The organism is Pseudorhodoferax sp. LjRoot39, from assembly GCF_964253035.1.
In the GTDB taxonomy this organism is placed as follows: Bacteria; Pseudomonadota; Gammaproteobacteria; order Burkholderiales; family Burkholderiaceae_C; genus Pseudorhodoferax.
The window spans coordinates 5,987,281-6,011,141 of sequence record NZ_CAXUQL020000001.1 but is presented as its reverse complement, the minus strand read 5'-3'; the positions used below and the strand labels follow the sequence as shown (position 1 = coordinate 6,011,141).

The window sequence follows — 23,861 nt, the reverse complement described above, 5'->3', positions numbered from 1 at the left end:
GGCCACTGATGGGCGGCGGCACGACCTGCCACCGGCTCGCAGCGCTGCTGGCCGCGCTGTGCGTGGCCGGCTGCGGGCCCAAGCCGGCCATCCGTATCGGCTTCCTGGGTGGGCTGACAAGCCGTGTCGCCAGCTTCAGCGAGGAGGGACGCAACGGCGCCATGCTGGCCATCGAACAGCGCAACCAGGCCGGCGGCGTCGGCGGTCGCCCGCTCGAACTCGTCGTGCAGGACCATGGCAGCAGCGCCGAGCAGGCCACGCAGGCCTTCCAGGCGCTCGTGGGCATGTCGGTGGACGCCGTGATCGGCCCCTATGCGAGCGAGGCCGCGGTGGCGCTGCTGCCGGCCATCGACGCCGCGCACGTGCTGGTGCTGAGCCCGGTCGCCACCTCGGTCGCGCTGGCCGGGCGCGACGACGGCCTCGTGCGCCTGAGCCGCACCACCCGCGAGAACGCGCAGGCGCTCGCCGCCATGCTCCTCCTGCGCGGCCACCGGCGCCTGGCGCTGGCCACCGACACCGGCAACCGCGCCTACTACGTGGCCTGGCGCGACGACTTTCGCACCGCGTTCACGGCGCTCGGTGGCCGCGTGGTGGCCGATGCCGAATTCAGCCCGGCATCCCATGCCCCGCTCGACGGCGTGGTGCGCACGGCGCTCGCGGCCGCACCCGACGGCCTGGTGGCCGTCACCAGCAGCATGGACGCCGCGCTCATCGCACAGCAGATGGCCAAGCAGCCGCGGCCCGTGCCCATGGCCGCCATCGCTGCCAGCGATGCACTGCTCGAACTCGGTGGCGGCGCCGTCGAGGGCATGCTGGTGGCGCAGGCCTACGACCGGGCCGACAGCTCGCCGCGTTTTCGCAGCTTCGTCGACGCCTACCAGGCGCGCTTCGGCCGCCAGCCCGGCTACAGCGCCATCGCCTCCTACGACGCGGTGCTGGTGCTGGCGCAGGCCATGGCCCAGGCCGGACGCGGCGAATCGGCGCGCGACGCCGTGCTGCGCTACCAGCCCTACCAGGGCGTGCAGGGCGCGGTCCGCTTCGACGGCTTCGGCGACGGTACGCGGCCTGCCTTCTTCAGCGTCGTGCGCAACGGCCGCTTCGAGCCCCTGTGATGCTGGTCCACGGTCGTTGGGGGGTCTGGTCCCTGCGCAGCCATCTGTCGGTGCTGCTGATGCTGAGCATGCTGCTGACGCTGGTCCTGGCCGGCAGCGCCGTGCTGCTCTGGCGCATTCCGCGCATCGACAGCGCCAGCCGGCAGGCGCTGCAGCACGAGGTGGGCGAGATGGCGGCGCGCATGGAGGTGCTGCTGGGCAACCGGCAGGCCAGGCTGCAAGCGCTGGCCGCGCTGCTGGAAGGGGGTACGACGCTGCCTCCCGATGCGCTGCTGGACCAGGGGGTGGGCGCGGGCGACGTGCTGAGCGTGGCCTACCGGCTGTCGCGGGAGGGGCGGGTGGTGGCGGCCGGCCTGCCGCCCGCGCTGCGGCCGCGGCGCGCCGACCTGCTGGGCAGCGATCTGTCGTCCAGCAGCCTGTACCGCGCGCTCGCCCACCGCGCCGGCGTGGCCTGGAGCGGCCGCTACCTCTCGGTGCTGAGCGGCCAGCTCACGGCCGGCCTGGCACTGCGCACGCAGAGCGGTGAGCTGCTGGTCGCGGAGGTGCCCTTTCGCATGCTGCTGGACACCGTGGAGACCGCCGCTGGCGCGGGGGCGTCGGCGATCTGGATCGTCGACCAGGCCGGCGAGGTGATCGCCGACACAGGTGGAGGCCGGGACGTCGGCAAGGTCAACATCCGCAACAGCCCGCTCATGCAGGCGGTGGTTCAGGGCCAGGCCGGTGGGCGCAGCTTCGCGTTCCCGGACGGTCGGATGCGTGTCGCGTTCGCGCATTCGCCGTCGCTGGGCTGGTACTTCGTCGGCCATGCGCCCACCGGGCTGGCGGACCCGCAGATCCGCGGCCTGGTGCTGGCGGTGGGCGCGGCCTTCCTGGCCGGCCTGGGCATCGGGCTGCTGATGACCCCATTCTGGGCCGGCTACCTGGGCCGGCCGCTGCGGGACATCGTCGCGCGCGCTGCCGGCGCACTGCGCGGCGAGTCCACCCACACGGTCTGGCCGCAGGGATCGGTGGCCGAGATCAACCGTCTTTCGCACCACCTGGTCCGCATGGCCACCGCCATGCGCGAACGCGAGCTGGAGTTCCTGGCGATCTTCAACGCCTCGCCCGTGCCGATGGCGGTGACCGACGCCGACCGGGGCTACCGCCTGTTGCACGTCAACGACGCCTGGTGCCAGGCCCTGCAGTTCCGCCGCGAGGATGCCATCGGTCGCTCCGGCGTCGAGCTGCGGCTGTTCACCGCAGCAGAGCGTGACGCGCTGGCCCGGCAGAGCCAGGGCAGCCGCACCGTCAGCGAAGGCACGGTGCGGCGTGCCAATGGCGAGCGCATGCAGACCCAGTTCTTCGGCCAGCGCTTCGAAGTGGCGGGCGAGCGCTGGCTGATCTGGGCCTTGATCGACATCGGGCCGATCCGGCGCGTGGCGCAGCAGTTGCGCGCGCTGAACCAGCAGCTCGAAGAACGCGTGCAACGTCGCACCACGGCGCTGGCGCGCGCCAATGCCGAGCTGTCGCAGACCGTGGAGCAGCTGCGCTCGGCCCGCAGCGAGCTGGTGCGGGCGGAGAAGATGGCCGCGCTCGGCAGCCTGGTGGCGGGTGTGGCGCACGAGCTCAACACGCCACTGGGCAATGGCGTGATGGCCGTCAGCGCCATGGGCGATGCCACGCGGAGCTTCCAGGCCGCGTTGCAGTCCGGGTTGCGCCGCGACGACCTGCGCCAGCTGGTCGACAGCATCGCACAGGGCACCGACATCGCCGGGCGCAACCTGCGCCGTGCCGCGGAACTCGTGCACAGCTTCAGGCAGGCCGCGGCGGACCAGGCCGGCGCGCAGCGGCGCAGCTTCGAACTCGCCGAGGTGGTGCACGAGATGGTGGTGAGCCTGCAGCCCACGTTCGCACGCCAGCCCTGGCGCGTCGAGGTCGACGTGCCCGCCACCGGCCTGCGCATGGACAGCTATCCCGGTGCGCTGGGCCAGGCCCTGGGCAACCTGATCCAGAACGCGGTGCTGCACGGCTTCGACGGCCGCAGCCACGGCACGGTGCGGATCACGGCCGGGGCCCTGTCCGACCAGCGCATCTGGCTGCACGTGGTCGACAACGGGCGCGGCATCGCGGCCGAGCACCTGAACCGCATCTTCGACCCCTTCATGACGACCAGGATGGGGCGCGGTGGCACGGGCCTGGGCCTGCACATCAGCTACAACGCCATCGTCAACCTGCTGGGCGGCACCCTCACGGTGGACAGCGTGCTGGGCCAGGGGGCCTGCTTCGCGATGCGGCTGCCTGTCCAGGCGCCGCGCCCGGCCGGATCCGAGGTGGTGGATCTCCCATGAGGCAGCGCAGGCCCACCGCCCCGCCAGCTGGCGCAAGCCGCCGTGCCTGGCTCGCCGCGGCCGCGGCCGCGCCGTGGGTGCTGGCCGGCTGCGGCCCCCGGCGCGCGGTGCGCGTCGGCGTGCTGCTCGATCTGAGCGGTCGCTTCGGCCGGTTGAACGAGGACGGTGCCAACGGCGTGCTGCTGGGCGTCGAGCAGGCCAACCAGGCCGGTGGCGTGCAGGGGCGCCGGCTGGACATGCTGGTGCGCGACACCCGTGGCGTCGCCGCGCAGGCGGACGCAGTGGCCGCGGCCCTGTTGGCCGAGGGCGTGGACCTGGTGATCGGGCCCTTCTCCAGCATCGTGGCAGGCCGCATCGCGCCGCTGTTCGACGCGGCGCGGGTGGTGTTGTTGTGCCCCATCTCCACCGACATGGCGCTCACCGGGCGCGACGACCACCTGCTGCGGCTGAACCGCAGCACGCGCGACAGCGCGGTCGACTATGCCCAGTGGCTGCACGGGCGCGGCCTGCGCCGCCTGGCCCTGGCCACCGACACGCGCAGCCGGGCCGGCGACGCCTGGCGCGGGCTGCTGCGCGCTGCGTTTGCCCGGCTCGGCGGGAAAGTGGTGGCCGATGCCGAGTTCGGCGCGTCCGCGCAGCCGACGGCGCATGCGCTGGTGCGCCAGCTGCTGGCGGCGCAGCCGGACGGGCTGGTGTTCGCCTGCAGCGGCGTGGACGCCGCGCGCCTGGCCCAGCAGGCGCTCAAGCTCGGCGCGGGTCTGCCGATGGCGGCACCCGACTGGGCCGACACCCCGGCCCTGTTCGAGGTCGGCGGGCGCGCGGTGGAAGGCATGCTGGTCGCCTCGGCCTCCGATGTGGGCGACACCTCGGAGCGCTACCTCGCCTTTCACCGAGCCTATGGCAAGCGCTTCGGCACGCTGCCGAGCTACCGCAGCATCGCCGCGCACGACGCGGTGTCGGTGCTCGTGCAGACGCTGCAGCGCGCCGCGCCCGACGAACCCCTGCGCGACGCGATGCTGCGCTGTGGTCCCTACCAGGGGGTGCAGCAGAGCATCGTCTTCGACCGCTACGGCGATGCCAACCGCCAGGCCTTCCACCGCATCGTGCGCAACGGGCGCTTCGAGACGACACCATGACACGCCGCATGCCCGGACCGTGGCGCCGCCCCATCCTGCGCCTGCGCAGCCACCTGGCTGCGATGCTGGTGACCGCCACGCTGCTGAGCTTCGCACTTGTCGCGGTGGCCTTGCTGGCTTACCGCATACCGGGCATCGAGGCCGAAAGCCGGCTCGCCCAGGCCCACGCGGTCGAGGCCATGCGCAAGCGCCTGGAATCGCTGCTGCAGCGCCACCGCGGCCGGCTGTCGCTGCTGGAACAGGTGATCGACGCAGCGCCGCAAGCGGATGCCACCGCCGTTCTGGACAGCGGCATTGGCGCCAGTGGCGACAGCGGCGTGCTGCGCGCGCTCTACCGCGTCTCGGCCCAGGGCCGCATCACGGCCGTGGGCCTGCCGCCGCCGTTGCGGCCACAGCGCGAGGACCTGCTGGGCAACGACATGTCCGGCAACCCGCTGTTGCAGGCATTGAACGGGCCGGTGGACGCGTCCTGGAGTGTGCTCTACCCCTCCTTGCTCAATGGCGAACCCTCGGCGGCGGTGGCCCAGCGCGATGCGCACGGCGACGTGCTGATCGCCGAGTTGCCGCTGGCCGCGCTGCTCGACGCCATCCAGGTCGTGGCCGAGGCGCGTTCGTCCACGATCTGGGTGGTGGACCGTACCGGTGCGCTGGTGGCCGACAGCCGTGGCGGCGTGGACATCGGCAGGCTGAACATCCACGACCTGCCGCTGATGCAGGCCCTGCTGCAGGGGCAGGCACCGGCCGAGCGCATGCGCCTGGAAGGCACCTGGTTCCACGCCACGGTGTCGTACTCGCCGGCACTCGGCTGGTTCTTCATCGGCCGGGTGCCTTCGGGCTGGGCCAACCCCGAGGTGCGCGACACCGTGCTGTCGGCCACCGTGGGCGGGGCCGGCGCGCTGGTGGTGGCGCTGCTGATCGCGCCCCTGTGGGCGCGCCGCATTGCGCGGCCACTGGACCGCATCATCGCGCGGGCCGACCGCAGCGCCAGCGGCGACGACGCCGCGCTGCCCTGGCCGCGCAGCTCCGTGGCCGAGTTCAACCGGCTGGCCGATGAACTGGGTTCGCTGACCGCCGCCGTGCACGCCCGCGAGCGCAAGTCGCAGGCGATCTTCCATGCCTCGCCGGTGCCGATGGGGGTGACCGATGTGGCCGACGACTTCCGCATCCTCGATGTCAACCAGGCCTGGTGCGAGGAGTTCGGCTTCCGGCGTGAGGACGTGCTCGGGCGCACCGGCGCGGAACTCGATCTGCTGGTCGAGCGCAAGGACGAGGCTGCGCTGCGCCGCAGTGCGGAGCGGGGCGAGAGCATGGGCGAAGCCTGGCTGCGGCGCAGCGACGGCACGACCACGCAGGTGCATCTGCATGCGAAGCTGGCGCAGCTGCCCAGTGGCCTGCGCAGCATCTGGGCTTCGGTGGACGTGGGGCCGCTGCGGCGTGCCGAGCAGGAGCTGCGCGAGCTCAACCAGCAGCTCGAGGAACGCGTGCAGCGGCGCACGGCGGACCTGGCGCAGGCCAACGCCGAACTGTCGCAGACGGTGCGGCAGCTGCGCACGGCCCAGGGCGAACTCGTGCGCGCCGACAAGATGGCCGCGCTCGGCGGCCTGGTGGCCGGCGTGGCGTCCGAACTCAACGCACCGCTGGGCCACGGCATGGCGGCGGTCGACGCCATGGCCGATGCCGTGCGCAGCTTCCAGGCCGCGACGCAGTCCGGCGTGCGCCGCGGCGACCTGCAGCAACTGGTGGACAGCCTGGCGCAGGGCACGGACCTGGCCGAACGCAAGCTGCGCTGCGCGGCCGAACTCGTGCACAGCTTCAAGCAGGTGGCGGTCGACCAGACGAGCGCGCAGCGGCGCAGCTTCGAGCTCGGCGAGGTGGTGCACGAGATGGTGGTGACGCTCAAGCCCAGTTTCGCGGGCCAGGCCTGGCAGATCGAGACCGACGTTGCGGCCAGCGGGCTGCGGCTGGACAGCTATCCCGGCGCGCTGGGCCAGGTGCTGGGCAACCTGATCCACAACGCCGTCCTGCACGGCTTTGAAGGCCGCGCGCACGGCACGGTGCGCATCACGGCGGGACGCGGCCAGGACGGGCGGATCTGGCTGCGCGTGGCCGACGACGGGCGCGGCATCGCGGCCGAGCACATCGGCCGCATCTTCGAGCCCTTCATGACCACCCGCATGGGACGCGGCGGCACCGGGCTGGGCCTGCACATCAGCCAGAACGCCGTGGTCGAGCTGCTGGGCGGCACGCTCACGGTGCGGAGCACCGAGGGCGTCGGCGCCTGCTTCGAGCTGCGCCTGCCCGAGGTGGCGCCGCGCACGGGCACGCCGGGACCACGGCCGGGCGGCGGCCACGCGGGTGCTGCCGCATGAGGGCCCCGGGTCACGGGATGGCGCTGCGCAGCGAGGCGCTCGCCTCGTCGAACGCGGCGCTGCGCCTGCCGGACAGCGCTTGCGACGACACTCCAACGCCATGGCAACCGGCATGAACCCATTGCGCCGGGCGAGCGCTGCCCTGGCGCTGGCCTGTGCGGCCCTGGCGGGCTGCGGTCCCCAGCCGCCGATCCGCATCGGCTTTCTCGGCGGCGTGGCGGCCCAGGGCTTCAACGTCAGCGAGGACGGGCGCAATGGCGCGCAGCTGGCTGTCGAGGCCATCAACCGCGCCGGCGGCGTGCGCGGACGCATGCTGGAGCTCGTGGTGCGCGAGATCCCGTACGAGAAGGCGCAGTCGCAGGCCATGGCCGAGGTGCTGCGCGCGGTCCAGGCCGAGGCCATGATCGGCCCGTTCACGAGCACCCAGGTGCTGGCCGTGCTGGCGCAGGCCGACGCGGCCGGCACGCTGCTGGTGAGCCCCACAGCCAACGCGCCCGAACTCGGTGGGCGCGACGACCACTTCGTGCGGCTCAACAGCGCGCTGTCCGATTCGGCCGCCGCCTATGCCGAGGTGCTGGTCGGCCGTGGCCAGCGGCGCGTGGCCGTGGCCTTCGACGAGACCAACCTGGCCTACTCCGGCCCCTGGCTGGGTGCCTTGCGGACCAGCCTGCAAGCCCGCGGCGGCCAGGTGGTGGCCGAGACCGGCTTCGTGTCCGGCCCGGAGCTTTCGTACACCGCCGTGGTCGGCAGCCTGCTGCGGCGCCCCGCCGATGCGCTGCTGTTCATCGGCCGCGGCGCGGACGCCGCGCGGCTGGCGCAGCAGGTGCGCCTGCAGGGCTCCAGCCTGCCGATGGCCGCGACCGAGTGGGCCGCCACCGAGTCGCTGATCGAGCTGGGCGGCCAGGCGGTCGAGGGCCTGCTGACGGCCCTGCCCTACGATCCGTCCGACCGTTCGGCGCGCTACCAGGCGTTCTACCGCGAGCACCAGGCGCGCTACGGCCGCGCGCCCGGTTTCGGTGCGCTCGGCGCCTACGACGCCGTGACCGTGCTGGCCGAGGCCATGGCACGCGCCGAGAAGGGCGAATCGCTCAAGGACGCCGTGCTGCGCCACGGCCCCTACCAGGGCCTGCAGCACACCATCGCCATCGACCGCTTCGGCGACAGCAGGCGGCCGCTGCACTTCGTCGTGGTGCGCCAGGGCGCGTTCGTCAGCCCGCCGTGATGCGGCGCGCGCGCAGGTCCGCGATCTCGGCTTCGCCGTAGCCCAGTTCGCGCAGCAGCGCCTCGCCATGCTCGCCGATGGCCGGCGGCTGCAGCCGGATGCCGGGCCGCTGCCCGTCCAGCGTGAGCGGCAGCAGCGGCACCTTGGCCATCTGGCCGTCGTTCATGCGCAATTCGCCGAAACCACCGCTGGCGTTCAGGTGCGGATCGTCGAACAGCTCCTGCGGCTTGGTGATCGGCGCGAACGGCAGTTCGTGGGCCTCGAACACTGCCGCCAGTTCGGCCGCGCTGTGGCCGGCCAGATGCGTGCGCAGGATGGGCATCAGCCAGTCGCGCGCCAGCACGCGGTCGTTGTTGCTGGCCAGGCGCGGATCGGCCAGCAGCTCGGACAGGCCGAAGGCCTGGCAGAACACCGTCCACTGCTTGTCGCTGACGACGGCCAGGAAGATCTGCGCGCCGTCCTTGACCGTGAACACGTCGTACACGGCCCAGGCCGAGATGCGGCTGGGCATGGGGTCGGCCGCGCGGCCGGTGGCGGCGAACTGCATCATGTGCTGCATGACCAGGAACACGTTGTTCTCGAACAGCGCGGACTGCACCTCGCAGCCCTGGCCGGTCTGCTCGCGCTGGCGCAGCGCGGCCATGGCGCCGATGGCGCCGAACATGCCGCCCATGATGTCGTTGACGCTGCTGCCCGCGCGCAGCGGGTCGCCGCTGCGGCCGGTCATGTAGGCCAGGCCGCCCATCATCTGAACCACCTCGTCCAGCGCCGTGCGCTGCGCATAGGGGCCGGGCAGGAAGCCCTTGTGGCTCACGTAGACCACGCCCGGGTTGAGCTTCTTCACGCTGGCGTAGTCCAGTCCGAGCTTGGCCATGGTGCCGGGCTTGAAGTTCTCGCTCACGATGTCGGCCGTGGCCACCAGGCGCAGCGCAGCCTCGCGGCCTTCGGGCTGCTTCAAGTCCAGCGCGATGCTCTTCTTGTTGCGGTTGAAGGCAGGGAAGAAGCCGGCGCCCGCGCCAAGCAGCCGGCGCGTGTTGTCGCCCTCCAGCGGCTCGACCTTGATGACCTCGGCGCCCAGGTCGCCCAGCAGCATGCCGCAGGTCGGCCCCATGACCATGTGGGTGAACTCGACGATGCGGATGTTGGCGTAGGGCAGGGGCGCGGCAGCGGTATCGGTCATGCAGGGGTGGGGTCGGGCGCGAAGCGCAGCGTGGCGGCCAGGCCGCCCAGGCGCGGGGAGGAGTCCAGCCGCAGTGTCGCACCGTGGCGCTCGGCGATGGCCTGGGCGATGGTCAGGCCCAGCCCGCTGCCGCCGGCCGCCGCATCGGGGCTGCGGTAGAAGCGCTCGAACACGCGGGCGCGCTCGGCCGGCGCGATGCCGGGGCCGCTGTCGTGCACGGCCACGCCGTGCGGGCCCAGCACCAGGTCGATGCGGCCGCCCTCGGGGGTGTACTTGATGGCGTTGTCCAGCAGATTGCGCAGCAGGATGGCCAGCGCGTCGGCGTCGCCGCGCACGGTGGGCTGCGTGGCCTCGTCGCCCTCGGTCTCCAGGCCCAGGTCGATGCCGCGCGCCTGGGCCTGCGGCAGGGCGTCCGTCACAGCCTGGCGCGCCAGCGGCGCCAGGGCCAGCGGCGGCAACAGGGCGCCGTCCTGCACGGCGGCCTCCTGGCGCGCCAGCAGCAGCAGCTGCTGCATGAGCCGGATCGCGCGGTCGATGCCCAGCTGCAGCCGTGCCAGCGCGGTGGCGCGGGCACTGTCGTCGGCGGCGCGCTCCACGGCCTGGGCCTGCAGCTTGAGCGCGGCCAGCGGCGAGCGCAGCTCGTGCGCGGCATTGGCCACGAAGGCCCGCTGCGCCGCGAAGGCCTGGTCGAGCCGGCCGAACAGCGCGTTGATCTCGTCCACCAGCGGCAGCACCTCGTCGGGCAGGCCGGTGCCCTGCAGCGGCGAGAGGTCGTCGGCCGCGCGCACCGCGACCTCGGCGCGCGTGCGCGCCAGCGGCGCCAGCGAACGGCGGATGCCCCACCAGGCCAGCAGCATCAGCGGCGGCGCCATCAGCGCCATCGGCAGCGTGGCGCGCAGGGCCAGCGCGCGCGCGCGGGCCTGGCGCGCGTCCAGGTTCTGGGCGATCTGGACGGTCTGGTAGGGGCTCTGCACGCTGTAGACGCGGTAGTGCACGCCATCGAGCCGCGCGTCGGAGAAACCCAGCACCGCACGCGGCGGCAAGGGCGTGGGCACGGAGCGGAACAGCTGCACGCCGTCCGGGCCCCAGATCTGCACCAGGTATTCGTCACTGCCGTCCACGTCCTGCGCGGGCGGCGCCAGCGGCAGGCCGCCGCGCAGCGCGTGGGCCATCTGCTGCAGGTGGTAGTCGAACATCTCGTCGGCCTGGCGCAGCGCGCTGCGCCAGGCCGTGCCGGCCAGCACGGCGGCGGCCAGCACGATGACGGTCATCACGGTGGCCAGCAGCCGGCGTTGGAGCGAATGGCGTGCGGTGTTCATTCCTTGGGCATCAGGTAGCCCAGCCCGCGCACGTTCTGGATCAGGCCGGCCCCGAGTTTCTTGCGCAGGCCGTGGACGTAGACCTCCACCGCGTTGGAGCTGATGTCGTCCTTCCAGCCGTAGAGCTTTTCCTCGAGTTGCGCGCGCGAGAACACCACGCCGGGCCGGGCCATCAGCGTCTCCAGCACGGCCCATTCGCGCGCCGACAGCACGATGGGCTCGCCGGCCTTGCTGGCCTCGCGCGTGACCAGGTTGAGCGCCACGTCCTGGTAGCGCACCACGGGGTCGGCGCGGCCGTGGGCGCGGCGGATCAGCGCGTGGATGCGGGCCAGCAGTTCGTCCAGATCGTAGGGCTTGAGCACGTAGTCGTCGGCACCGGCGTTCAGGCCGGCCACGCGCTCGGCCACGGCGTCGCGCGCGGTCACGATCAGCACCGGCACCGTGTCCTGGCGCGCACGCAGCGCGCGCAGCACCTCCAGGCCGTCGCGCCGGGGCAGGCCCAGGTCCAGCAGCACGAGGTCGTAGCGCTCGGCCTTGAGCGCGGTGTCGGCCATCTCGCCGTCGCGCACCCAGTCCACGGCGAAGTGCTCGGCCCGCAGCAGGTCGAGCACGGTCTCGCCGATCATGGTGTCGTCTTCGACCAGAAGCAGTCGCATGGGGTGTCCTCGTTGCAAGGGATTATCCCGAGGCCGCCCGCGCGAAACTGAAACGGGGCTGAAAGCCGGACGAGGCCCCGGTCATGGCCTAATAGCGGGCTTTCGCATGCCGCGTCAGGCCGGCATGCGCCAACCTGAAGGAGATGCGACATGGGCGCACAGTGGAAATCGAAGGGCAAGGAGCTCGTCGCCAACGCCAAGGGCAAGCTGTTCAGCAAGCTCGCCAAGGACATCATGCTGGCCGCACGCGCCGGCGCCGACCCGGCCGGCAATTCCAAGCTGCGGCTGGTGGTGGAGCAGGCGCGCAAGGCCTCCATGCCCAAGGACACGCTGGACCGTGCGATCAAGAAGGGCGCGGGCCTGACCGGCGAGGCCGTGCACTTCGACCATGTGATCTATGAAGGTTTCGCGCCGCACCGCGTGCCTGTGATGGTCGAGTGCCTGACCGACAACGTGAACCGCACCGCGCCCGAGATGCGCGTGCTGTTCCGCAAGGGCCAGCTCGGCACCTCGGGCTCGGTGTCCTGGGACTTCGACCATGTGGGCATGGTCGAGGCCGAACCGGCCACCCCCGGCGCCGACCCCGAGCTGGCCGCCATCGAGGCTGGTGCACAGGACTTCGAGCCGGGCCACGAGGAGGGCAGTACGCTGTTCCTGACCGACCCGGGCGACCTGGACCTGGTCAGCCGCGCACTGCCGGCCCAGGGCTTCACGGTGCTGTCGGCCAAGCTCGGCTACAAGGCCAAGAACCCGATCGATCCGGCCAGCCTGTCGGCCGCGGAGCTCGAAGAGGTCGAGGCCTTCCTGGCCGCCATCGACGCCAACGACGACGTGCAGAACCTGTTCGTCGGCCTGGCTGGCTAGCCGCGTCAGTCCAGCGGCTTGGTCAGGTAGACCGCCTCGCGCCCCACGATGGGCTCGCGCGTGGGCATGAAGACCGTGCAGTCGTTGCAGGGCGCGACGATGGCGTGCGGCCCGTCGGTGGCGATGAGTTCGCCTTGCGCGAAGCTCTCCAGCCCGATCAGTGGCCGCGTGAAATGGAAGTCGGTGGTGCGCACCAGGTGCGTCTCCAGCAGCTCGAAGCGCAGCTGCGGCTGCGCCGGCGCCGTGGCCGGTGCATCGACCAGGCCGAAATGCGCGAGGAAGTCCAGCGTCACGGCGGTTGCCAGGTCGGACGAGGCCTGCTGGAAGTGCTGGCCGCATTCGGCCACCAGCGCAACGCCGGGTCCCGGGCCTTCGCTGCCGTGCGGGCCGTACTGGATCAGCGGCGTGCCCGAGCCCAGGCCGCGCGGCATGACCAGGTGCAGGGCCGGACAGCCGATGGCCAGCGCCACGGCGGCATTGCGCGAGAAGGACGGATAGACCCAGAACGGCGGCACGGCCTGGCTCGTGGAGTGGATGTCCAGGATGTGGTCGGCCGCCTCGACCACGCCGCGCAGCGCGCGGGCCCGCTGCAGCTCGGGGCTGTCTTCGGCGCCGTCCAGCCAGTCGCTGGACCAGATGCGGTTCATGTTGTGCACGAGCTGGCGGCTGTCGAAAGGGCGCTCGATGTCGAAGCTCTCATAGGCCGCCACGTTGGCGAAGCTCACCGTCAGCGTGCCGATCTTCGGCCGCACGCCGGTGTCCAGCAAGTGCGTGGCGGCCACCATGCCGCAGATCTCGTTGCCGTGCGTGAGCGCGTTGATGAGCACGTGCGGGCCGGGCTTGCCCGAGTCGAAGCGGTGCACGTAGTCGACGCCGGTGTTGCCCTGGCGGTAGGCTGAGAGGTCGCGCGGCAGGACCTCGAGAGGGGTAGTGCTCATCGGATGATCTTACGGGGGACCCGTCGAGCGCGCCCGCCGTGCGAAATTGAATTCAAAATAGCATCCGATTTTCAAACCGGGTGCCCCAGGCGCCCACATTCCGAGGAGACCCATGCCGATGCCCGCCATTTCCCCACGCCGCCACACGATCGCCGACCTGTTGCGGCGCACGCGCCGGCGCTACCCCGAGCGCACCGCCATCCGCTGCGGCGCGGTGGCGTGGACTTATGCGCAGTTCGACGACGTTTGCAGCCACCTGGCCGCCGGTCTGGCCGGCCTGGGCGTGGCCACGGGCGACCGCATCGCGGTGGTCTCGCGCAACTCGCACGCCTTCGCCGCGCTGCGCTACGCGGTGGCGCGGCTGGGCGCGGTGCTGGTGCCCGTCAACTTCATGCTGAACGCCGAGGAGGTGCGCTACATCCTGGACCATGCCGGCGCCAGCGTGCTGTGCGTGGACACGGCCTCGGCCGCGGTCGCGCTGCAGGCCGCCGAGGGCACGGCCGTGCGCCACCGGGTCTGGCTGCCGGCCGAGGACGCGTCCGACGCCGTGCCGGGCCTGCTGCCGTTCGATGCGCTGCTGGCCGACGCCGCGGCCCTGGTGGAGCCGGCGCTGGAGCCCGATGCGCTGGCCCAGATCATCTACACCAGCGGCACCGAGTCGCGGCCCAAGGGCGCGATGCTCACGCACGCGGCCGTGATCGCCGAGTACGTGAGCTGCCTCGTGGACGCCGAGATCGCCCAGGGCGACCGCGTGCTGCATGCGCTGCCGCTGTACCACTGCGCCCAGCTCGACGTGTTCCTGGGCCCCTGCATCTACGTGGGCGCGACCAACGTGATCACGGGCAAGCCCACGCCCGACAACCTGCTCGCGCTGATGGCGCGCGAGCGCATCACCTCGTTCTTCGCGCCGCCCACGGTCTGGATCGGCCTGCTGCGCGCGCCGCAGTTCGATGCCACCGACCTGTCGGCGCTGGCCAAGGGCTACTACGGCGCGTCCATCATGCCGGTGGAGGTGCTCAAGGAGATCCTGCGCCGCCTGCCCGGCACGCGGCTGTGGAACCTGTACGGCCAGACCGAGATCGCGCCTGTGGCCACGGTGCTGTCGCCCGAGGACCAGCTGCGCAAGGCCGGCTCGGCCGGCCGCGCCACGCTGAACGTGGAGACGCGCGTGGTCGACGACGCCATGCAGGACGTGGCGGTCGGCCAGGTCGGCGAGATCGTGCACCGCTCGCCGCAGCTGCTCAGCGGCTACTACCGCGACCCCGAGCGCACGGCCGCCGCCTTCGAGGGCGGCTGGTTCCACAGCGGCGACCTCGGCGTGCTCGACGAAGAGGGCTACCTCACCGTGGTGGACCGCAAGAAGGACATGATCAAGACCGGCGGCGAGAACGTGGCCAGCCGCGAGGTGGAGGAGGTGCTCTACACCATCGAGGGCGTGTCCGAGGTTGCCGTGATCGGCCTGTCCGACCCGAAGTGGATCGAGGCCGTGACGGCCGTGGTCGTGCGCCGCCCGGGCAGCGAACTGGACGAAGCGGGCCTGATCGCGGCGGCCTCCGCGCGGCTGGCGCACTTCAAGGTGCCCAAGCGCGTGCACTTCGTCGACGCGCTGCCCAAGAACCCCAGCGGCAAGCTGCTCAAGCGCGAACTGCGCCGGCTCTACGAGGCTGGCTGAACCCGCGCGCGGGCCGGCAGGTCCGGCCCGGCACCGGGCAGCTCGATCGGCACGCCGGCCTCGGCGCTGTAGCGGTGCTTCTCCATCTCGGCGACGGCGCGTGCGCGGTCGCGCGCGGCCAGCGCGTCGAGCAGCCGGGCGTGCTCGTCCAGCGTGCGCGCGCGGTCGTCGGCGCGCTCGTACTTGTTCCACATCAGCGGCTCGGCCATGGCCCACAGCCGCCGCACCTCTTCCAGGATCAGGTTGTTCGGCGACAGGCTGAACATGCGGAAGTGGAACTGCCGGTTCAGCTCGATCAGGCTGCGCACGTCGCCGGCTGCAGCGCTCCTGCGCATGCCCTCGTTGAGCTGGCGCAGCATGGCCAGCTGGTCCTCGTCGGGCCAGCGGATCGTGCTCATGAGCTCGTTCTCCAGCAGATGCAGCATGCGGCGGATCTGCGCGTGCTCGCCCGGCGCGCGCTTGGTCACGAAGTAGCCCTGATTGCGCCGGTGCACCAGCAGGCCCTGGTCGGCCAGCACGTTCATGGCCTCGCGCAGCGGTACGCGGCTCACCTCCAGCTGCTCGGCCATTTCCTCCTGGCGGATCTGCTCGCCCGGGCTCAGTTCGCCGTTGACGATCATGGCCTTGAGCTGCTGCAGCGTGCGCGCCATGGCTCCGCGGGCCTTCTCGGGGGTGGTCTTCGGGGTCGTCGCGGTGTCGTTCATGGCGGGGTGGCAAGGCGTCCCGGTGCCGGATGGCCGGGTGGTCAGGGCCGATGCTAGCGCCCCTGGACACTAGGGGGAACCCCAATCCCATTCAAAATTGAATTCAATATGATCTAACGCAATTGAATGCGATTGCGGGTGGCCGCTGGCGTTCGAGTCCATCCCACGACAGACCTCGCAGAGGCGGAAGGAGACAAGGATGCGTAGACCATGGACCCGCGTGGCGGGCCTGCTGCTGGCCGGGGCGCTGGCCGCCGCGGCCCAGGCGCAGGAGACGCTCAGGATCGGCGTGCTGATGAGCTATTCGGGCGTCAGCGCCCTGGCCGGCCAGTCCACCGACAACATCATCAAGCTCTACCAGGCCCGGCACGGCAGCGAGGCCGGCGGGCGCAAGCTGGAGTTCGTGCGGCGCGACAGCACCGGCCCCAACCCCGAGGTCGCGCGCCGGCTGGCGCAGGAACTCATCGTGCGCGAGAAGGTGCAGATCCTGATCGGCCCGGACTTCACGCCCAACGTGCTGGCCGTGGCGCCGCTGGTGACCGAGGCCAGGGTGCCGGCCCTCATCACGGGCGCGGCCACGCAGGGCATCGTCGGCGAGAAGTCGCCGTACTACCTGCGCACCTTCTTCTCCGTGCCGCAGGTGGTGCGGCCCATGGCGCAGTGGGCCGCGAAGAACGGCATCAAGAAGGTGGCCGTCATGGTCGCCGACTACGGCCCCGGCCAGGATGCCGAGGCAACGTTCTCCAAGACCTTCACGGACGCCGGCGGCAGCATCGCCGCCACCATCAAGGTGCCGGTGCGCAACCCCGAGTTCTCGGGCTACATGCAGCGCCTGAAGGACGCCAACGCCGATGCGGTCTTCGTCTTCATGCCCATCGGCGAGCTCTCGCTGCAGTTCCTCAAGGCCTATGCCGACGCCGGCCTCAAGGACGGCAGGATGAAGCTGCTGGGCACCTCGGACGTGACCGACGAGACCACGCTCGACGCCGCCGGCGACGCTGCGCTGGGCGCCATCACGGCCGGCAACTACTCGCCGCTGCACGATTCGGCGTTGAACCGCCAGTTTGCCGCCGCCTACGACAAGGCCGTGGGCAAGACGCCGCGGCTCTCGCTCTACCACCCGGTGATGTGGGACGCCATGCACATCCTGTACAGCGCGCTGGAAGCGCAGCGCGGCGCGAAGTTCGACCCCGACAAGTTCATGGCCCACGCGCGCGGCATGGCCTTCGAGAGCCCGCGCGGCCCGGTCTCGATCGACAAGGCGACCGGCGACATCGTGCAGAACACCTACATCCGTCGCGTCGAGCGCGTCAACGGGGTGTTGCAGAACGTCGAGTTCGACGTGGTCCCCAACGTGCCGGCCAGGTAAGCCGGTTCCAGCCACCAATCCCCCGCCGCGCCCGCGCGCGGCAGCCTCCGATGATTCTTCTCACCACCCTGTTCAACGGGCTGGCGTACGGCATCTTGCTGTTCGTCATGGCCGTGGGCCTGTCCGTCACCATGGGCATGATGCGCTTCGTCAACCTGGCGCATGTGAGCCTGTGCATGCTGGGCGGCTACGTGGCCGCCAGCGCGATGGAGGCGCTGCACTGGCCCTTCCTGGCCACGCTGCCGCTGGCCTTCGCGGCCACCGCGTTGTTCTCGGCGGTGCTGGAACGGCTGGTGCTGCGCCACTTCTACGGCAGCGACGACCTCACGCAGGTGCTGCTGACCATCGGCCTGGTCTTCATGTCGGTCTCGGCCGCGGCCTATGTCTGGGGCCCGGCCTTCAAGCCGGTCGAGGTGCCGGCCTGGCTCGGCGGCCGCGCCGCAGTGCTGGGCCTGGAACTCGAGCGCTACCGGCTGTTCCTCCTGGCCGTGGGTGCGCTGCTGACGCTGGCGATCTACCTGGGCCTGGAGCGCACGCGCTTTGGCGCCATGGTGCGTGCCTGCGTGGACAACCGGCGCGCCGCTTCGGCCTGCGGGCTGGACACGCAGCGCGTCTTCGCGCTGACTTTCGCCATCGGCGGCGGCCTCGCGGGCCTGGGCGGCGCGCTGTCGGCCAGCCTGCTCGGGCTGGACCCGAACTTCCCGTTCCGCTACCTCGTCTACATGCTGATCGTGGTCTCGGTCGGCGGCATGGGCACCGTGCTGGGCTCGCTCGCGGCCGCGCTGGGCCTGGGCGTGGCCGACGTGGCGAGCAAGTACTACCTGCCGGCTGCGGGCGGCTCGGTCATCTACCTCGTGACGGTGGCCGTCATGCTCTGGCGGCCCGAGGGCCTGCTGGGCCGCAAGGTGCGCATATGAGACCACCCCGTTTGGCTGGCTCACTGCGTGTAGCCATCCCATCCCCCTCCAGGGGCGCCGCCAGCGGCCGGGCGGAGCCCGTTCCGCGGCGTCTGTTGGCATGGCCTGCTCCGCGGCCTTTCGACCAACTGCCTGTCACCCGGTGTCGCGGACTGCTACCGGCGTGCAGCGCCTTGGTGAACTGAAATGTCACAGAACTTCTTTCGCGCCCGCGCGCGCTGGAGCGGCTGGGAAACCGCCTTCTGGCTCTGCTGGGCCGTCGCCTTCTTCGTGCCGGGCGCCAACCTCGCGCTGCTGACCCAGGTGCTCATCTGGGGCCTGTTCGCGCTGTCGCTGGACTTGCTGCTGGGTTACCGCGGCATTCCCTCGCTGGGCCATGCCGCCTTCTTCGGCATCGGTGCCTACACCGCGGGCTACCTCGGCAAGTTCGGCTGGACCGAACCGATCTCGGGCCTGATGCTGGCCGCCCTCATGGCCGGCCTCGTGGGCCTGGCCACGGGCCGCATCGTGCGCGGGCTGCACGGCGTGGGCCTGCTCATGGTCACGCTGGGGCTGAACCTGCTGCTGTACGACTTCGTGCACCGGTCCACCGAACTCACGGGCGGCGACGACGGCTTGCAGGGCATCGCCATCGCACCGGTGCTGGGCCTGTTCCGTTTCGACATGTTCGGCCGCACCGGCTATGTCTATGTGCTGGCCGTGGTGTTCGTGCTGTTCCTGCTGGTGCGCGCGCTGCTGCAGTCGGCCTGGGGCCTGGCCCTGCTGGGCGCACGCGACAACGCGCGCCGCATGGCCATGCTGGGCGCGCCCGTGGCCGGCGACCTGACCTGGGCATTCGGCATCTCGGCCGCGCTGGCCGGCGTGGCTGGCGCGCTGCTCACGCAGACCACGCAGTTCGTCGCGCCCGAGGTGCTGTCGTTCCAGCGCTCGGCCGACCTGCTGGTCGTGCTCGTGATCGGCGGCGCGGCCATGCTCTACGGCGGCTTTGCGGGCGCGCTGGTGTTCCTGGTGCTGCGCGACCTGCTCGCGGCGCTGAACCCGGTCTACTGGTACTTCTGGATCGGCCTCGTGCTCGTGCTGATCGTGGCCTTCTTCCGCAAGGGCATCCTGCCCAGCCTGCGCGCGGCCTGGCTGCGGCATGGCAAGGGCAGGGCGCTGCCAGCGCCGGAGGTGGTGCGATGAACGACGTGGTGCTGGCCACGCGCGGCCTGGGCATGGCCTTCGGCGGGCTGCGCGTGTTCTCGAGGCTGGACTTCGCGCTTGCGCGCGGCGAGCGCCATGCCGTGATCGGCCCCAACGGCGCGGGCAAGAGCACCTTCGTGGCCGTGCTCACCGGGCTGCTGCGGCCGACCGAGGGACAAGTGCTGCTGGACGGCCGCGACGTGACGCGGTCCAGCGCCGGTGAGCGCGTGGCCGCCGGCATCGTGCGCACCTTCCAGATCAACCAGCTGTTCCCCTCGCTGACGCCGCTGGAGTCCGTGGTGCTGGCGCTGTGCCAGCGCGACCGGCGGGCGCGGCCCTCGCTGCGCGCGCTGCGGCATTGCGCAGCGCAGATCGACGAGGCTGCGGCGCTGCTGGAGCGCTTCGGCCTGGCCGACGACGCGCTGCTGCCCACCCAGGAGTTGGCCTACGGCCAGCAGCGCCTGCTCGAGGTGCTGCTGGCCTATGCGCTGCGGCCGCGCGTGCTGCTGCTCGACGAGCCGGCGGCCGGCCTGTCGACCACGCAGGGCCATGCGCTGTTCGAGCGCCTGGCCAGCCTGACCGAAGGCACGACGCTGCTGTTCATCGAGCACGACATGAACATCGTCTTCCGCTACGCGCAGCGCGTGAGCGTGCTGGCCGGCGGCAGCCTGCTGGCCCAGGGCACGCCCGACCAGATCCGCGCCGATGCCGGCGTGCGCAAAGCCTATCTCGGAGGGTAGCCACGGTGTTGCTCGAACTGTGCCAACTGCAGGCCGGCTACGGCCCCTCGCGCGTACTGCACGGCCTGGACCTGCGCCTGCGCGCCGGCGAAACGCTGGTCGTCGTCGGCCGCAACGGCGTGGGCAAGACCACGCTCGTGGAAACCATCATGGGCCTGACCGACCACCACGGCGGCGAAATCCTGCTGGACGGCGCGCCCGTGCACGGCCTCGCGCCGCACCGGCGCAACCGCGCCGGCATCGCCTGGGTGCCGCAGCAGCGCGAGGTGTTTCCATCGCTCACGGTCGAGGACAACCTGCGCGTGGTCGCGCGGCCCGGCGAATGGACGCTGGCGCGCGTCTACGGACTCTTTCCGCGCCTGGCCGAGCGCCACCGGCACCACGGCGACCAGCTCTCGGGCGGCGAGCAGCAGATGCTGGCGCTGGGCCGCGCGCTCATGACCAACCCGCGCGTGCTGCTGCTGGACGAGCCGGTCGAAGGCCTGGCGCCCATCGTGGTCGAGGAGATGCTGGCCGCCATCGACCGCATGCGTGCCACGGGCGGCATGGGCATCGTGCTCGTCGAGCAGAAGTACGAACTCGCGCTCGCGCATTCCGAGCGCTGCATCGTGATCGACCACGGCGCCGTGGTCCACACCGGCCCCAGCGCCGCGCTGCTGGCCGACTCCGCGCTGATCGAACGCCACCTGGGCCTGGCCCACTGACCCTCAAGGAGAACCCATGACCCATCCCACCCCCCGCCGCCCACGCTCGATCGAGGTCGAAGGCGTGACCCACGGCGCCGCGCCCATCCCCATGGCGGCGCGCGTCGGCAACATCCTCATGACCTCCGGCGTGCTGGGCAAGGACCCGGCCACCGACCAGCTGCCGGCCGACGGTCCGTCCCAGGCCCGCTTCCTGTTCCAGAACCTGCGCACCGTGCTGGCCAACGGCGGCGCCACGCTGGACGACGTGGTGCGGATCACCGTGTTCGTGAAGGACAACAGCCAGCGCGAGGCCATCAACGCCGAATGGCTCCAGTGTTTCCCCGAGCCGCACGACCGGCCTGCGCGCCATACCCAGGTTGTCGACCTGCCCGGCACCATGCTCGTGCAGCTCGAAGCCATGGCCGTCGTCCAGGAACGTTGACATGGCAGACGACTTCGTCAAACGCCTCGCCCGCCTGGACTGCTGCGCCGTCTCCGACGCCATGGACAAGCTTGGCCTCGTCGGCGGTGTCAGCGGACTGGATCAGCGCGCCAGCACGCGCCGCATCGCCGGGCGCGTCGTGACCTACAAGCTCGTGCCCAAGGACCAGGCGCCGACCGTGTCCGGCCCGCCGCGCCACCTCGGCACCACGGCCATCGAGGCCGCGCAGCCCGGCGACATCGTTGTCGTGGAGCAGCGCACCGGCTTGGACGCCGGCTCCTGGGGCGGCATCCTGTCGCTCGCTGCCAAGGTGCGCGGCGTGGCGGGTGTGATCGCCGACGGCCCGGTGCGCGACATCGACGAGGCGCGCAGCTACGACTTCCCCGTCTATTGCCGCAGCCTCACGGCCCGCACCGCCCGCGGGCGCGTGGCCGAGGCCTTCACCAACGAGCCCGTCACGGTAGGCGAGATTGCCGTCCACCCCGGCGACTACGCCATCGCCGACGCGAGCGGCGTGGTCTTCGTGCGCGCGCAGGACATCGCCCGCGTGCTGGACGCCGCCGAAGCCATCGCCGGCCGCGAAGCCGCCATGGCCCGCGCGCTGATGGCCGGCCTGCCCGTGAGCCAGGTCATGGGCGCCGACTACGAACACATGCTGCGCTGAACGCGCTCTACCCGAGGAACACCATGACAGACCCGAATGTCGCGCGCGCCGCGCGACTGGACACCGCCACCCTCAGCGATGCGCTGGACAAGCACGGACTGAACGGCCAGTGCTACCGCATCCAGCCGCGCAGCACCGATTCGCGCATGACCGGCCGTGCCTGGACGCTGCTGTACGGCCCAGCCGGTGTGCCGGCCGGCACCGTGGGCGACTACATCGACGACGTGGCGCCCGGCAGCGTCATCGTGCTGGACAACGGCGGGCGCGACAACGCCACCGTTTGGGGCGACATCCTGACCGAGGTGGCGCACGCCAAGGGCATCGCCGGCACGGTGATCGACGGCATCAACCGTGACGTGGCGCTGAGCCTGCAGCTCGGCTACCCGATCTACAGCCGTGGCCACTGGATGCGCACGGGCAAGGACCGTGTGCAGGTCGAAGCCACCGGCGTGCCGGTGAACATCGGCGACGTGCGCGTGTGTCCGGGCGACCTGGTGCGCGGCGACGCCGATGGCGTGGTCGTCATCCCGAAGGCCCACGAAGACCAGGTGCTCGCGACGGCAGAGGCGATCCAGCATGCCGAAGACGCGATCCGCGCATCCGTGCGCGCCGGGAGGGGCCTGCGCGAGGCGCGCGTACAGCACGGCTACCACCAACTGCAGACGCGGGAGGCGAAGTGAGCAACGGACTGCCTCCGCCAGCCGGCCCGACCATCCGCGACAGCATCGAACGCGTGGACGCCGCCACCGTGGCCGCCGCGCGCGCGCTGCCGGCCGCCACGTTGCACGAGGCCGGCGGCCGCATCGGCGTGCTGCCTTCTTCCATCAAGCCGGTGGCGCCCGCCTTCCGCGTCTGCGGGCCGGCCGTCACCGTGCAGTCGCCCGGCGGCGACAACCTCTGGCTGCACCGCGCGCTGTACGTGGCCGAGCCCGGCGACGTGCTGGTCGTGCATGTCAGCGGCGCGCACGACTTCGGCTACTGGGGCGAGATCATGTCGGCCGCGGCCCAGGCGCGCCAGCTCGGCGGGCTCGTCATCGACGGCTGCGTGCGCGACGGCGCGGTGCTGGCCGACTTCGGCTTCCCTGTGTTCGCGCGCGGCCTCAGCATCCGCGGCACAGGCAAGGACTTCGGCGCGCGGGGCTGGATCAACCATCCCGTGCTGTTCGATGACCTCGTGGTGCAACCGGGCGACCTCGTCGTCGGCGACACCGACGGCGTGGTCGCGCTGCCGCGCGCGCGTGCGGCCGAGGTGGTGCAGGCGGCGCAGGCGCGCGAGGCCAAGGAGGCCGGCATCGTGCAACGCATCCGGGCCGGCGAGCGCACGCTCGAGGTCTACAACTTCTGATGGCCGCCGAACCCATCCCCCTGTCGGTGCGCGTGCAGGCCGTGCGCGCCGAGGCGCTGGACGTGCTGTCCTTCGAGTTGTGCGCCGAAGGCGGCGGCCTGCTGCCGGCCTTCACGGCCGGAAGCCACATCGACGTGGCGATTCCCACGGCCGCCGGGCCGCTGCTGCGCCAGTACTCGCTCTGCAACGACCCCGAGGAGCGGCAGCGCTACGTGATCGGCGTGGGCCGCGACGTGGCCAGCCGCGGCGGGTCGGTGGCGCTGCACGACGGGGTGCGTGCCGGTGCCTTGCTGCGCATCGGCATGCCGCGCAACAACTTCGCACTCGACGAGGCCGCGCCGCTAAGCTTGCTGGTGGCCGGCGGCATCGGCATCACGCCCATGCTGGCCATGGCGCGCCGGCTCGCGCGGCTGGGCCGGCCGTGGACGCTTTACCACTGCGTGCGCTCGCCGTGCCGCGCCGCCTTCGCCGAGGAACTCCAGGCGCTCGCGCCGCCCGGCGGCCAGGGCCGCGTGGTGACGGTCGTGGACGGCCTGCCCGGCGCGGCCCGGCTGGATCTCGCGGCGCTCGTGCGCGAGGCGCCGCAGGGCGCCCACTTCTACTGCTGCGGCCCCGTGCCCATGCTGGAGGCCTTCGGCCGTGCCACGCAGGGCTTGCCGGACGCGCGCGTGCACGTCGAGTGGTTCAGCGCCCCCGCACCGGCCGCCGCGGCCGAGGCGCCGGCCGGCAGCTTCAGCGTGCAGCTGAAACGCAGGAACCGCCGCTTCGACATCCCGGCCGACAAGACCATCCTCGAGGTGCTGCTGGACGGCGGCATCGATGTGGACCACTCCTGCCGCGAAGGCCTGTGCGGCACCTGCGAGACGCGCGTGCTGTCCGGCACCCCGGACCACCGCGACCCCGTGCTCGCAGGCCGCAAGGACCCGCCGCAGGACCGCATGCTCGTCTGTGTATCCCGCTGCACCGGCCCCGCGCTGTTGCTCGACCTCTGACCCCCATCCACCCAAGGAGACCCTC

General features: G+C 71.8%; 22 protein-coding genes. 17 read left to right on the top strand and 5 right to left on the bottom strand.

All coding sequences use genetic code 11. The features are described 5' to 3' along the window. Positions 1-8: 8 nt before the first annotated feature. From ACSQ4M_RS28095 to ACSQ4M_RS28075, 5 genes are all read left to right on the top strand, one after another. Positions 9-1,112, top strand: coding sequence for an ABC transporter substrate-binding protein (locus tag ACSQ4M_RS28095; RefSeq protein ID WP_436192674.1), 1,104 nt, complete (start codon positions 9-11; stop codon positions 1,110-1,112). After that, positions 1,112-3,439 carry an ATP-binding protein gene (locus ACSQ4M_RS28090; RefSeq protein ID WP_436192673.1) on the top strand — a complete coding sequence of 776 codons (2,328 nt, stop codon included), beginning with the start codon at positions 1,112-1,114 and terminating at the stop codon, positions 3,437-3,439. Before ACSQ4M_RS28095 ends, ACSQ4M_RS28090 begins: the two co-directional genes overlap by 1 nt. Then, the gene (locus ACSQ4M_RS28085) at positions 3,436-4,575 is read left to right on the top strand and encodes an ABC transporter substrate-binding protein (protein WP_436192672.1); all 1,140 of its coding nucleotides are present in this window, start codon (positions 3,436-3,438) and stop codon (positions 4,573-4,575) included. Before ACSQ4M_RS28090 ends, ACSQ4M_RS28085 begins: the two co-directional genes overlap by 4 nt. Further along, on the top strand, positions 4,572-6,944 hold the full coding sequence (locus ACSQ4M_RS28080) for a sensor histidine kinase (RefSeq protein WP_436192671.1): 2,373 nt from the start codon (positions 4,572-4,574) through the stop codon (positions 6,942-6,944). Before ACSQ4M_RS28085 ends, ACSQ4M_RS28080 begins: the two co-directional genes overlap by 4 nt. A 112-nt stretch (positions 6,945-7,056) precedes the next feature. Further along, entirely contained in the window at positions 7,057-8,166 is a 1,110-nt protein-coding gene (locus ACSQ4M_RS28075) for an ABC transporter substrate-binding protein (protein WP_436192670.1), read from the top strand. Here the strand turns inward: ACSQ4M_RS28075 and ACSQ4M_RS28070 are convergent. The 3 genes from ACSQ4M_RS28070 to ACSQ4M_RS28060 are packed head-to-tail and all read right to left on the bottom strand — an operon-like array spanning position 8,153 to position 11,321. Further along, a complete protein-coding gene (locus tag ACSQ4M_RS28070; RefSeq protein ID WP_436192669.1) occupies positions 8,153-9,346 on the bottom strand; it encodes a CaiB/BaiF CoA transferase family protein in 1,194 nt (397 codons plus the stop codon). The two genes, ACSQ4M_RS28075 and ACSQ4M_RS28070, sit on opposite strands and share 14 nt — an antisense overlap. Continuing rightward, the gene (locus tag ACSQ4M_RS28065) at positions 9,343-10,665 is read right to left on the bottom strand and encodes an ATP-binding protein (RefSeq protein ID WP_436192668.1); all 1,323 of its coding nucleotides are present in this window, start codon (positions 10,663-10,665) and stop codon (positions 9,343-9,345) included. Before ACSQ4M_RS28065 ends, ACSQ4M_RS28070 begins: the two co-directional genes overlap by 4 nt. Beyond that, positions 10,662-11,321 carry a response regulator gene (locus tag ACSQ4M_RS28060; protein WP_436192667.1) on the bottom strand — a complete coding sequence of 220 codons (660 nt, stop codon included), beginning with the start codon at positions 11,319-11,321 and terminating at the stop codon, positions 10,662-10,664. The genes ACSQ4M_RS28065 and ACSQ4M_RS28060 overlap by 4 nt, the downstream gene beginning before the upstream one ends. Before the next feature lie 150 nt (positions 11,322-11,471). Here ACSQ4M_RS28060 and ACSQ4M_RS28055 point away from each other — a divergent pair, with 150 nt between their 5' ends. Further along, positions 11,472-12,185, top strand: a complete 714-nt coding sequence (locus tag ACSQ4M_RS28055; RefSeq protein ID WP_436192666.1) for a YebC/PmpR family DNA-binding transcriptional regulator — start codon at positions 11,472-11,474, stop codon at positions 12,183-12,185. Positions 12,186-12,190: 5 nt separating this feature from the next. Here the strand turns inward: ACSQ4M_RS28055 and ACSQ4M_RS28050 are convergent, their stop codons facing one another. Beyond that, complete coding sequence (locus ACSQ4M_RS28050; RefSeq protein ID WP_436192665.1) at positions 12,191-13,123, bottom strand: succinylglutamate desuccinylase; 933 nt, start codon at positions 13,121-13,123, stop codon at positions 12,191-12,193. A 112-nt stretch (positions 13,124-13,235) separates the two neighbouring features. On the opposite strand from ACSQ4M_RS28050, the gene ACSQ4M_RS28045 reads away from it, so the two are divergent. Beyond that, positions 13,236-14,795 carry an acyl-CoA synthetase gene (locus ACSQ4M_RS28045; RefSeq protein WP_436192664.1) on the top strand — a complete coding sequence of 520 codons (1,560 nt, stop codon included), beginning with the start codon at positions 13,236-13,238 and terminating at the stop codon, positions 14,793-14,795. Here ACSQ4M_RS28045 and ACSQ4M_RS28040 read toward each other — a convergent pair. Then, on the bottom strand, positions 14,780-15,499 hold the full coding sequence (locus tag ACSQ4M_RS28040) for a GntR family transcriptional regulator (protein ID WP_436192663.1): 720 nt from the start codon (positions 15,497-15,499) through the stop codon (positions 14,780-14,782). The genes ACSQ4M_RS28045 and ACSQ4M_RS28040 overlap by 16 nt on opposite strands. 199 nt (positions 15,500-15,698) lie before the next feature. On the opposite strand from ACSQ4M_RS28040, the gene ACSQ4M_RS28035 reads away from it, so the two are divergent. From ACSQ4M_RS28035 to ACSQ4M_RS27990, 10 genes are all read left to right on the top strand, one after another. Next, positions 15,699-16,868, top strand: a complete 1,170-nt coding sequence (locus ACSQ4M_RS28035; protein ID WP_436192662.1) for an ABC transporter substrate-binding protein — start codon at positions 15,699-15,701, stop codon at positions 16,866-16,868. Positions 16,869-16,918: 50 nt separating this feature from the next. Beyond that, positions 16,919-17,785, top strand: coding sequence for a branched-chain amino acid ABC transporter permease (locus ACSQ4M_RS28030; RefSeq protein ID WP_436192661.1), 867 nt, complete (start codon positions 16,919-16,921; stop codon positions 17,783-17,785). Positions 17,786-17,971: 186 nt separating this feature from the next. Further along, positions 17,972-18,967: a branched-chain amino acid ABC transporter permease gene (locus tag ACSQ4M_RS28025; RefSeq protein WP_436192660.1), complete on the top strand. Its 996-nt coding sequence runs from the start codon at positions 17,972-17,974 to the stop codon at positions 18,965-18,967. Continuing rightward, positions 18,964-19,707 (top strand): ABC transporter ATP-binding protein, encoded by a 744-nt coding sequence (locus ACSQ4M_RS28020; protein WP_436192659.1) that lies wholly within the window; start codon positions 18,964-18,966, stop codon positions 19,705-19,707. Before ACSQ4M_RS28025 ends, ACSQ4M_RS28020 begins: the two co-directional genes overlap by 4 nt. A gap of 5 nt (positions 19,708-19,712) precedes the next feature. Beyond that, a complete protein-coding gene (locus tag ACSQ4M_RS28015; protein WP_436192658.1) occupies positions 19,713-20,411 on the top strand; it encodes an ABC transporter ATP-binding protein in 699 nt (232 codons plus the stop codon). A gap of 16 nt (positions 20,412-20,427) precedes the next feature. Beyond that, on the top strand, positions 20,428-20,835 hold the full coding sequence (locus tag ACSQ4M_RS28010) for a RidA family protein (protein WP_436192657.1): 408 nt from the start codon (positions 20,428-20,430) through the stop codon (positions 20,833-20,835). 1 nt (position 20,836) lies between these two features. Continuing rightward, complete coding sequence (locus ACSQ4M_RS28005) at positions 20,837-21,499, top strand: RraA family protein (RefSeq protein ID WP_436192656.1); 663 nt, start codon at positions 20,837-20,839, stop codon at positions 21,497-21,499. A 23-nt stretch (positions 21,500-21,522) separates the two neighbouring features. Continuing rightward, on the top strand, positions 21,523-22,179 hold the full coding sequence (locus ACSQ4M_RS28000) for an RraA family protein (protein WP_436192655.1): 657 nt from the start codon (positions 21,523-21,525) through the stop codon (positions 22,177-22,179). Further along, positions 22,176-22,844 (top strand): 4-carboxy-4-hydroxy-2-oxoadipate aldolase/oxaloacetate decarboxylase, encoded by a 669-nt coding sequence (locus ACSQ4M_RS27995; protein WP_436192654.1) that lies wholly within the window; start codon positions 22,176-22,178, stop codon positions 22,842-22,844. The genes ACSQ4M_RS28000 and ACSQ4M_RS27995 overlap by 4 nt, the downstream gene beginning before the upstream one ends. Continuing rightward, positions 22,844-23,836: a PDR/VanB family oxidoreductase gene (locus ACSQ4M_RS27990; protein ID WP_436192653.1), complete on the top strand. Its 993-nt coding sequence runs from the start codon at positions 22,844-22,846 to the stop codon at positions 23,834-23,836. The genes ACSQ4M_RS27995 and ACSQ4M_RS27990 overlap by 1 nt, the downstream gene beginning before the upstream one ends. The last annotated feature ends 25 nt before the right edge of the window (positions 23,837-23,861 follow it).

What these genes read in the sequence shown, in the direction of transcription:
- ACSQ4M_RS28095 (WP_436192674.1), top strand. Translation starts at nt 9, where the DNA reads ATGGGCGGCGGCACGACCTGCCACCGGCTCGCAGCGCTGCTGGCCGCG.
- ACSQ4M_RS28090 (WP_436192673.1), top strand. Translation starts at nt 1,112, where the DNA reads ATGCTGGTCCACGGTCGTTGGGGGGTCTGGTCCCTGCGCAGCCATCTG.
- ACSQ4M_RS28085 (WP_436192672.1), top strand. Translation starts at nt 3,436, where the DNA reads ATGAGGCAGCGCAGGCCCACCGCCCCGCCAGCTGGCGCAAGCCGCCGT.
- ACSQ4M_RS28080 (WP_436192671.1), top strand. Translation starts at nt 4,572, where the DNA reads ATGACACGCCGCATGCCCGGACCGTGGCGCCGCCCCATCCTGCGCCTG.
- ACSQ4M_RS28075 (WP_436192670.1), top strand. Translation starts at nt 7,057, where the DNA reads ATGAACCCATTGCGCCGGGCGAGCGCTGCCCTGGCGCTGGCCTGTGCG.
- ACSQ4M_RS28070 (WP_436192669.1), bottom strand. Translation starts at nt 9,346, where the DNA reads ATGACCGATACCGCTGCCGCGCCCCTGCCCTACGCCAACATCCGCATC.
- ACSQ4M_RS28065 (WP_436192668.1), bottom strand. Translation starts at nt 10,665, where the DNA reads ATGAACACCGCACGCCATTCGCTCCAACGCCGGCTGCTGGCCACCGTG.
- ACSQ4M_RS28060 (WP_436192667.1), bottom strand. Translation starts at nt 11,321, where the DNA reads ATGCGACTGCTTCTGGTCGAAGACGACACCATGATCGGCGAGACCGTG.
- ACSQ4M_RS28055 (WP_436192666.1), top strand. Translation starts at nt 11,472, where the DNA reads ATGGGCGCACAGTGGAAATCGAAGGGCAAGGAGCTCGTCGCCAACGCC.
- ACSQ4M_RS28050 (WP_436192665.1), bottom strand. Translation starts at nt 13,123, where the DNA reads ATGAGCACTACCCCTCTCGAGGTCCTGCCGCGCGACCTCTCAGCCTAC.
- ACSQ4M_RS28045 (WP_436192664.1), top strand. Translation starts at nt 13,236, where the DNA reads ATGCCGATGCCCGCCATTTCCCCACGCCGCCACACGATCGCCGACCTG.
- ACSQ4M_RS28040 (WP_436192663.1), bottom strand. Translation starts at nt 15,499, where the DNA reads ATGAACGACACCGCGACGACCCCGAAGACCACCCCCGAGAAGGCCCGC.
- ACSQ4M_RS28035 (WP_436192662.1), top strand. Translation starts at nt 15,699, where the DNA reads ATGCGTAGACCATGGACCCGCGTGGCGGGCCTGCTGCTGGCCGGGGCG.
- ACSQ4M_RS28030 (WP_436192661.1), top strand. Translation starts at nt 16,919, where the DNA reads ATGATTCTTCTCACCACCCTGTTCAACGGGCTGGCGTACGGCATCTTG.
- ACSQ4M_RS28025 (WP_436192660.1), top strand. Translation starts at nt 17,972, where the DNA reads ATGTCACAGAACTTCTTTCGCGCCCGCGCGCGCTGGAGCGGCTGGGAA.
- ACSQ4M_RS28020 (WP_436192659.1), top strand. Translation starts at nt 18,964, where the DNA reads ATGAACGACGTGGTGCTGGCCACGCGCGGCCTGGGCATGGCCTTCGGC.
- ACSQ4M_RS28010 (WP_436192657.1), top strand. Translation starts at nt 20,428, where the DNA reads ATGACCCATCCCACCCCCCGCCGCCCACGCTCGATCGAGGTCGAAGGC.
- ACSQ4M_RS28005 (WP_436192656.1), top strand. Translation starts at nt 20,837, where the DNA reads ATGGCAGACGACTTCGTCAAACGCCTCGCCCGCCTGGACTGCTGCGCC.
- ACSQ4M_RS28000 (WP_436192655.1), top strand. Translation starts at nt 21,523, where the DNA reads ATGACAGACCCGAATGTCGCGCGCGCCGCGCGACTGGACACCGCCACC.
- ACSQ4M_RS27990 (WP_436192653.1), top strand. Translation starts at nt 22,844, where the DNA reads ATGGCCGCCGAACCCATCCCCCTGTCGGTGCGCGTGCAGGCCGTGCGC.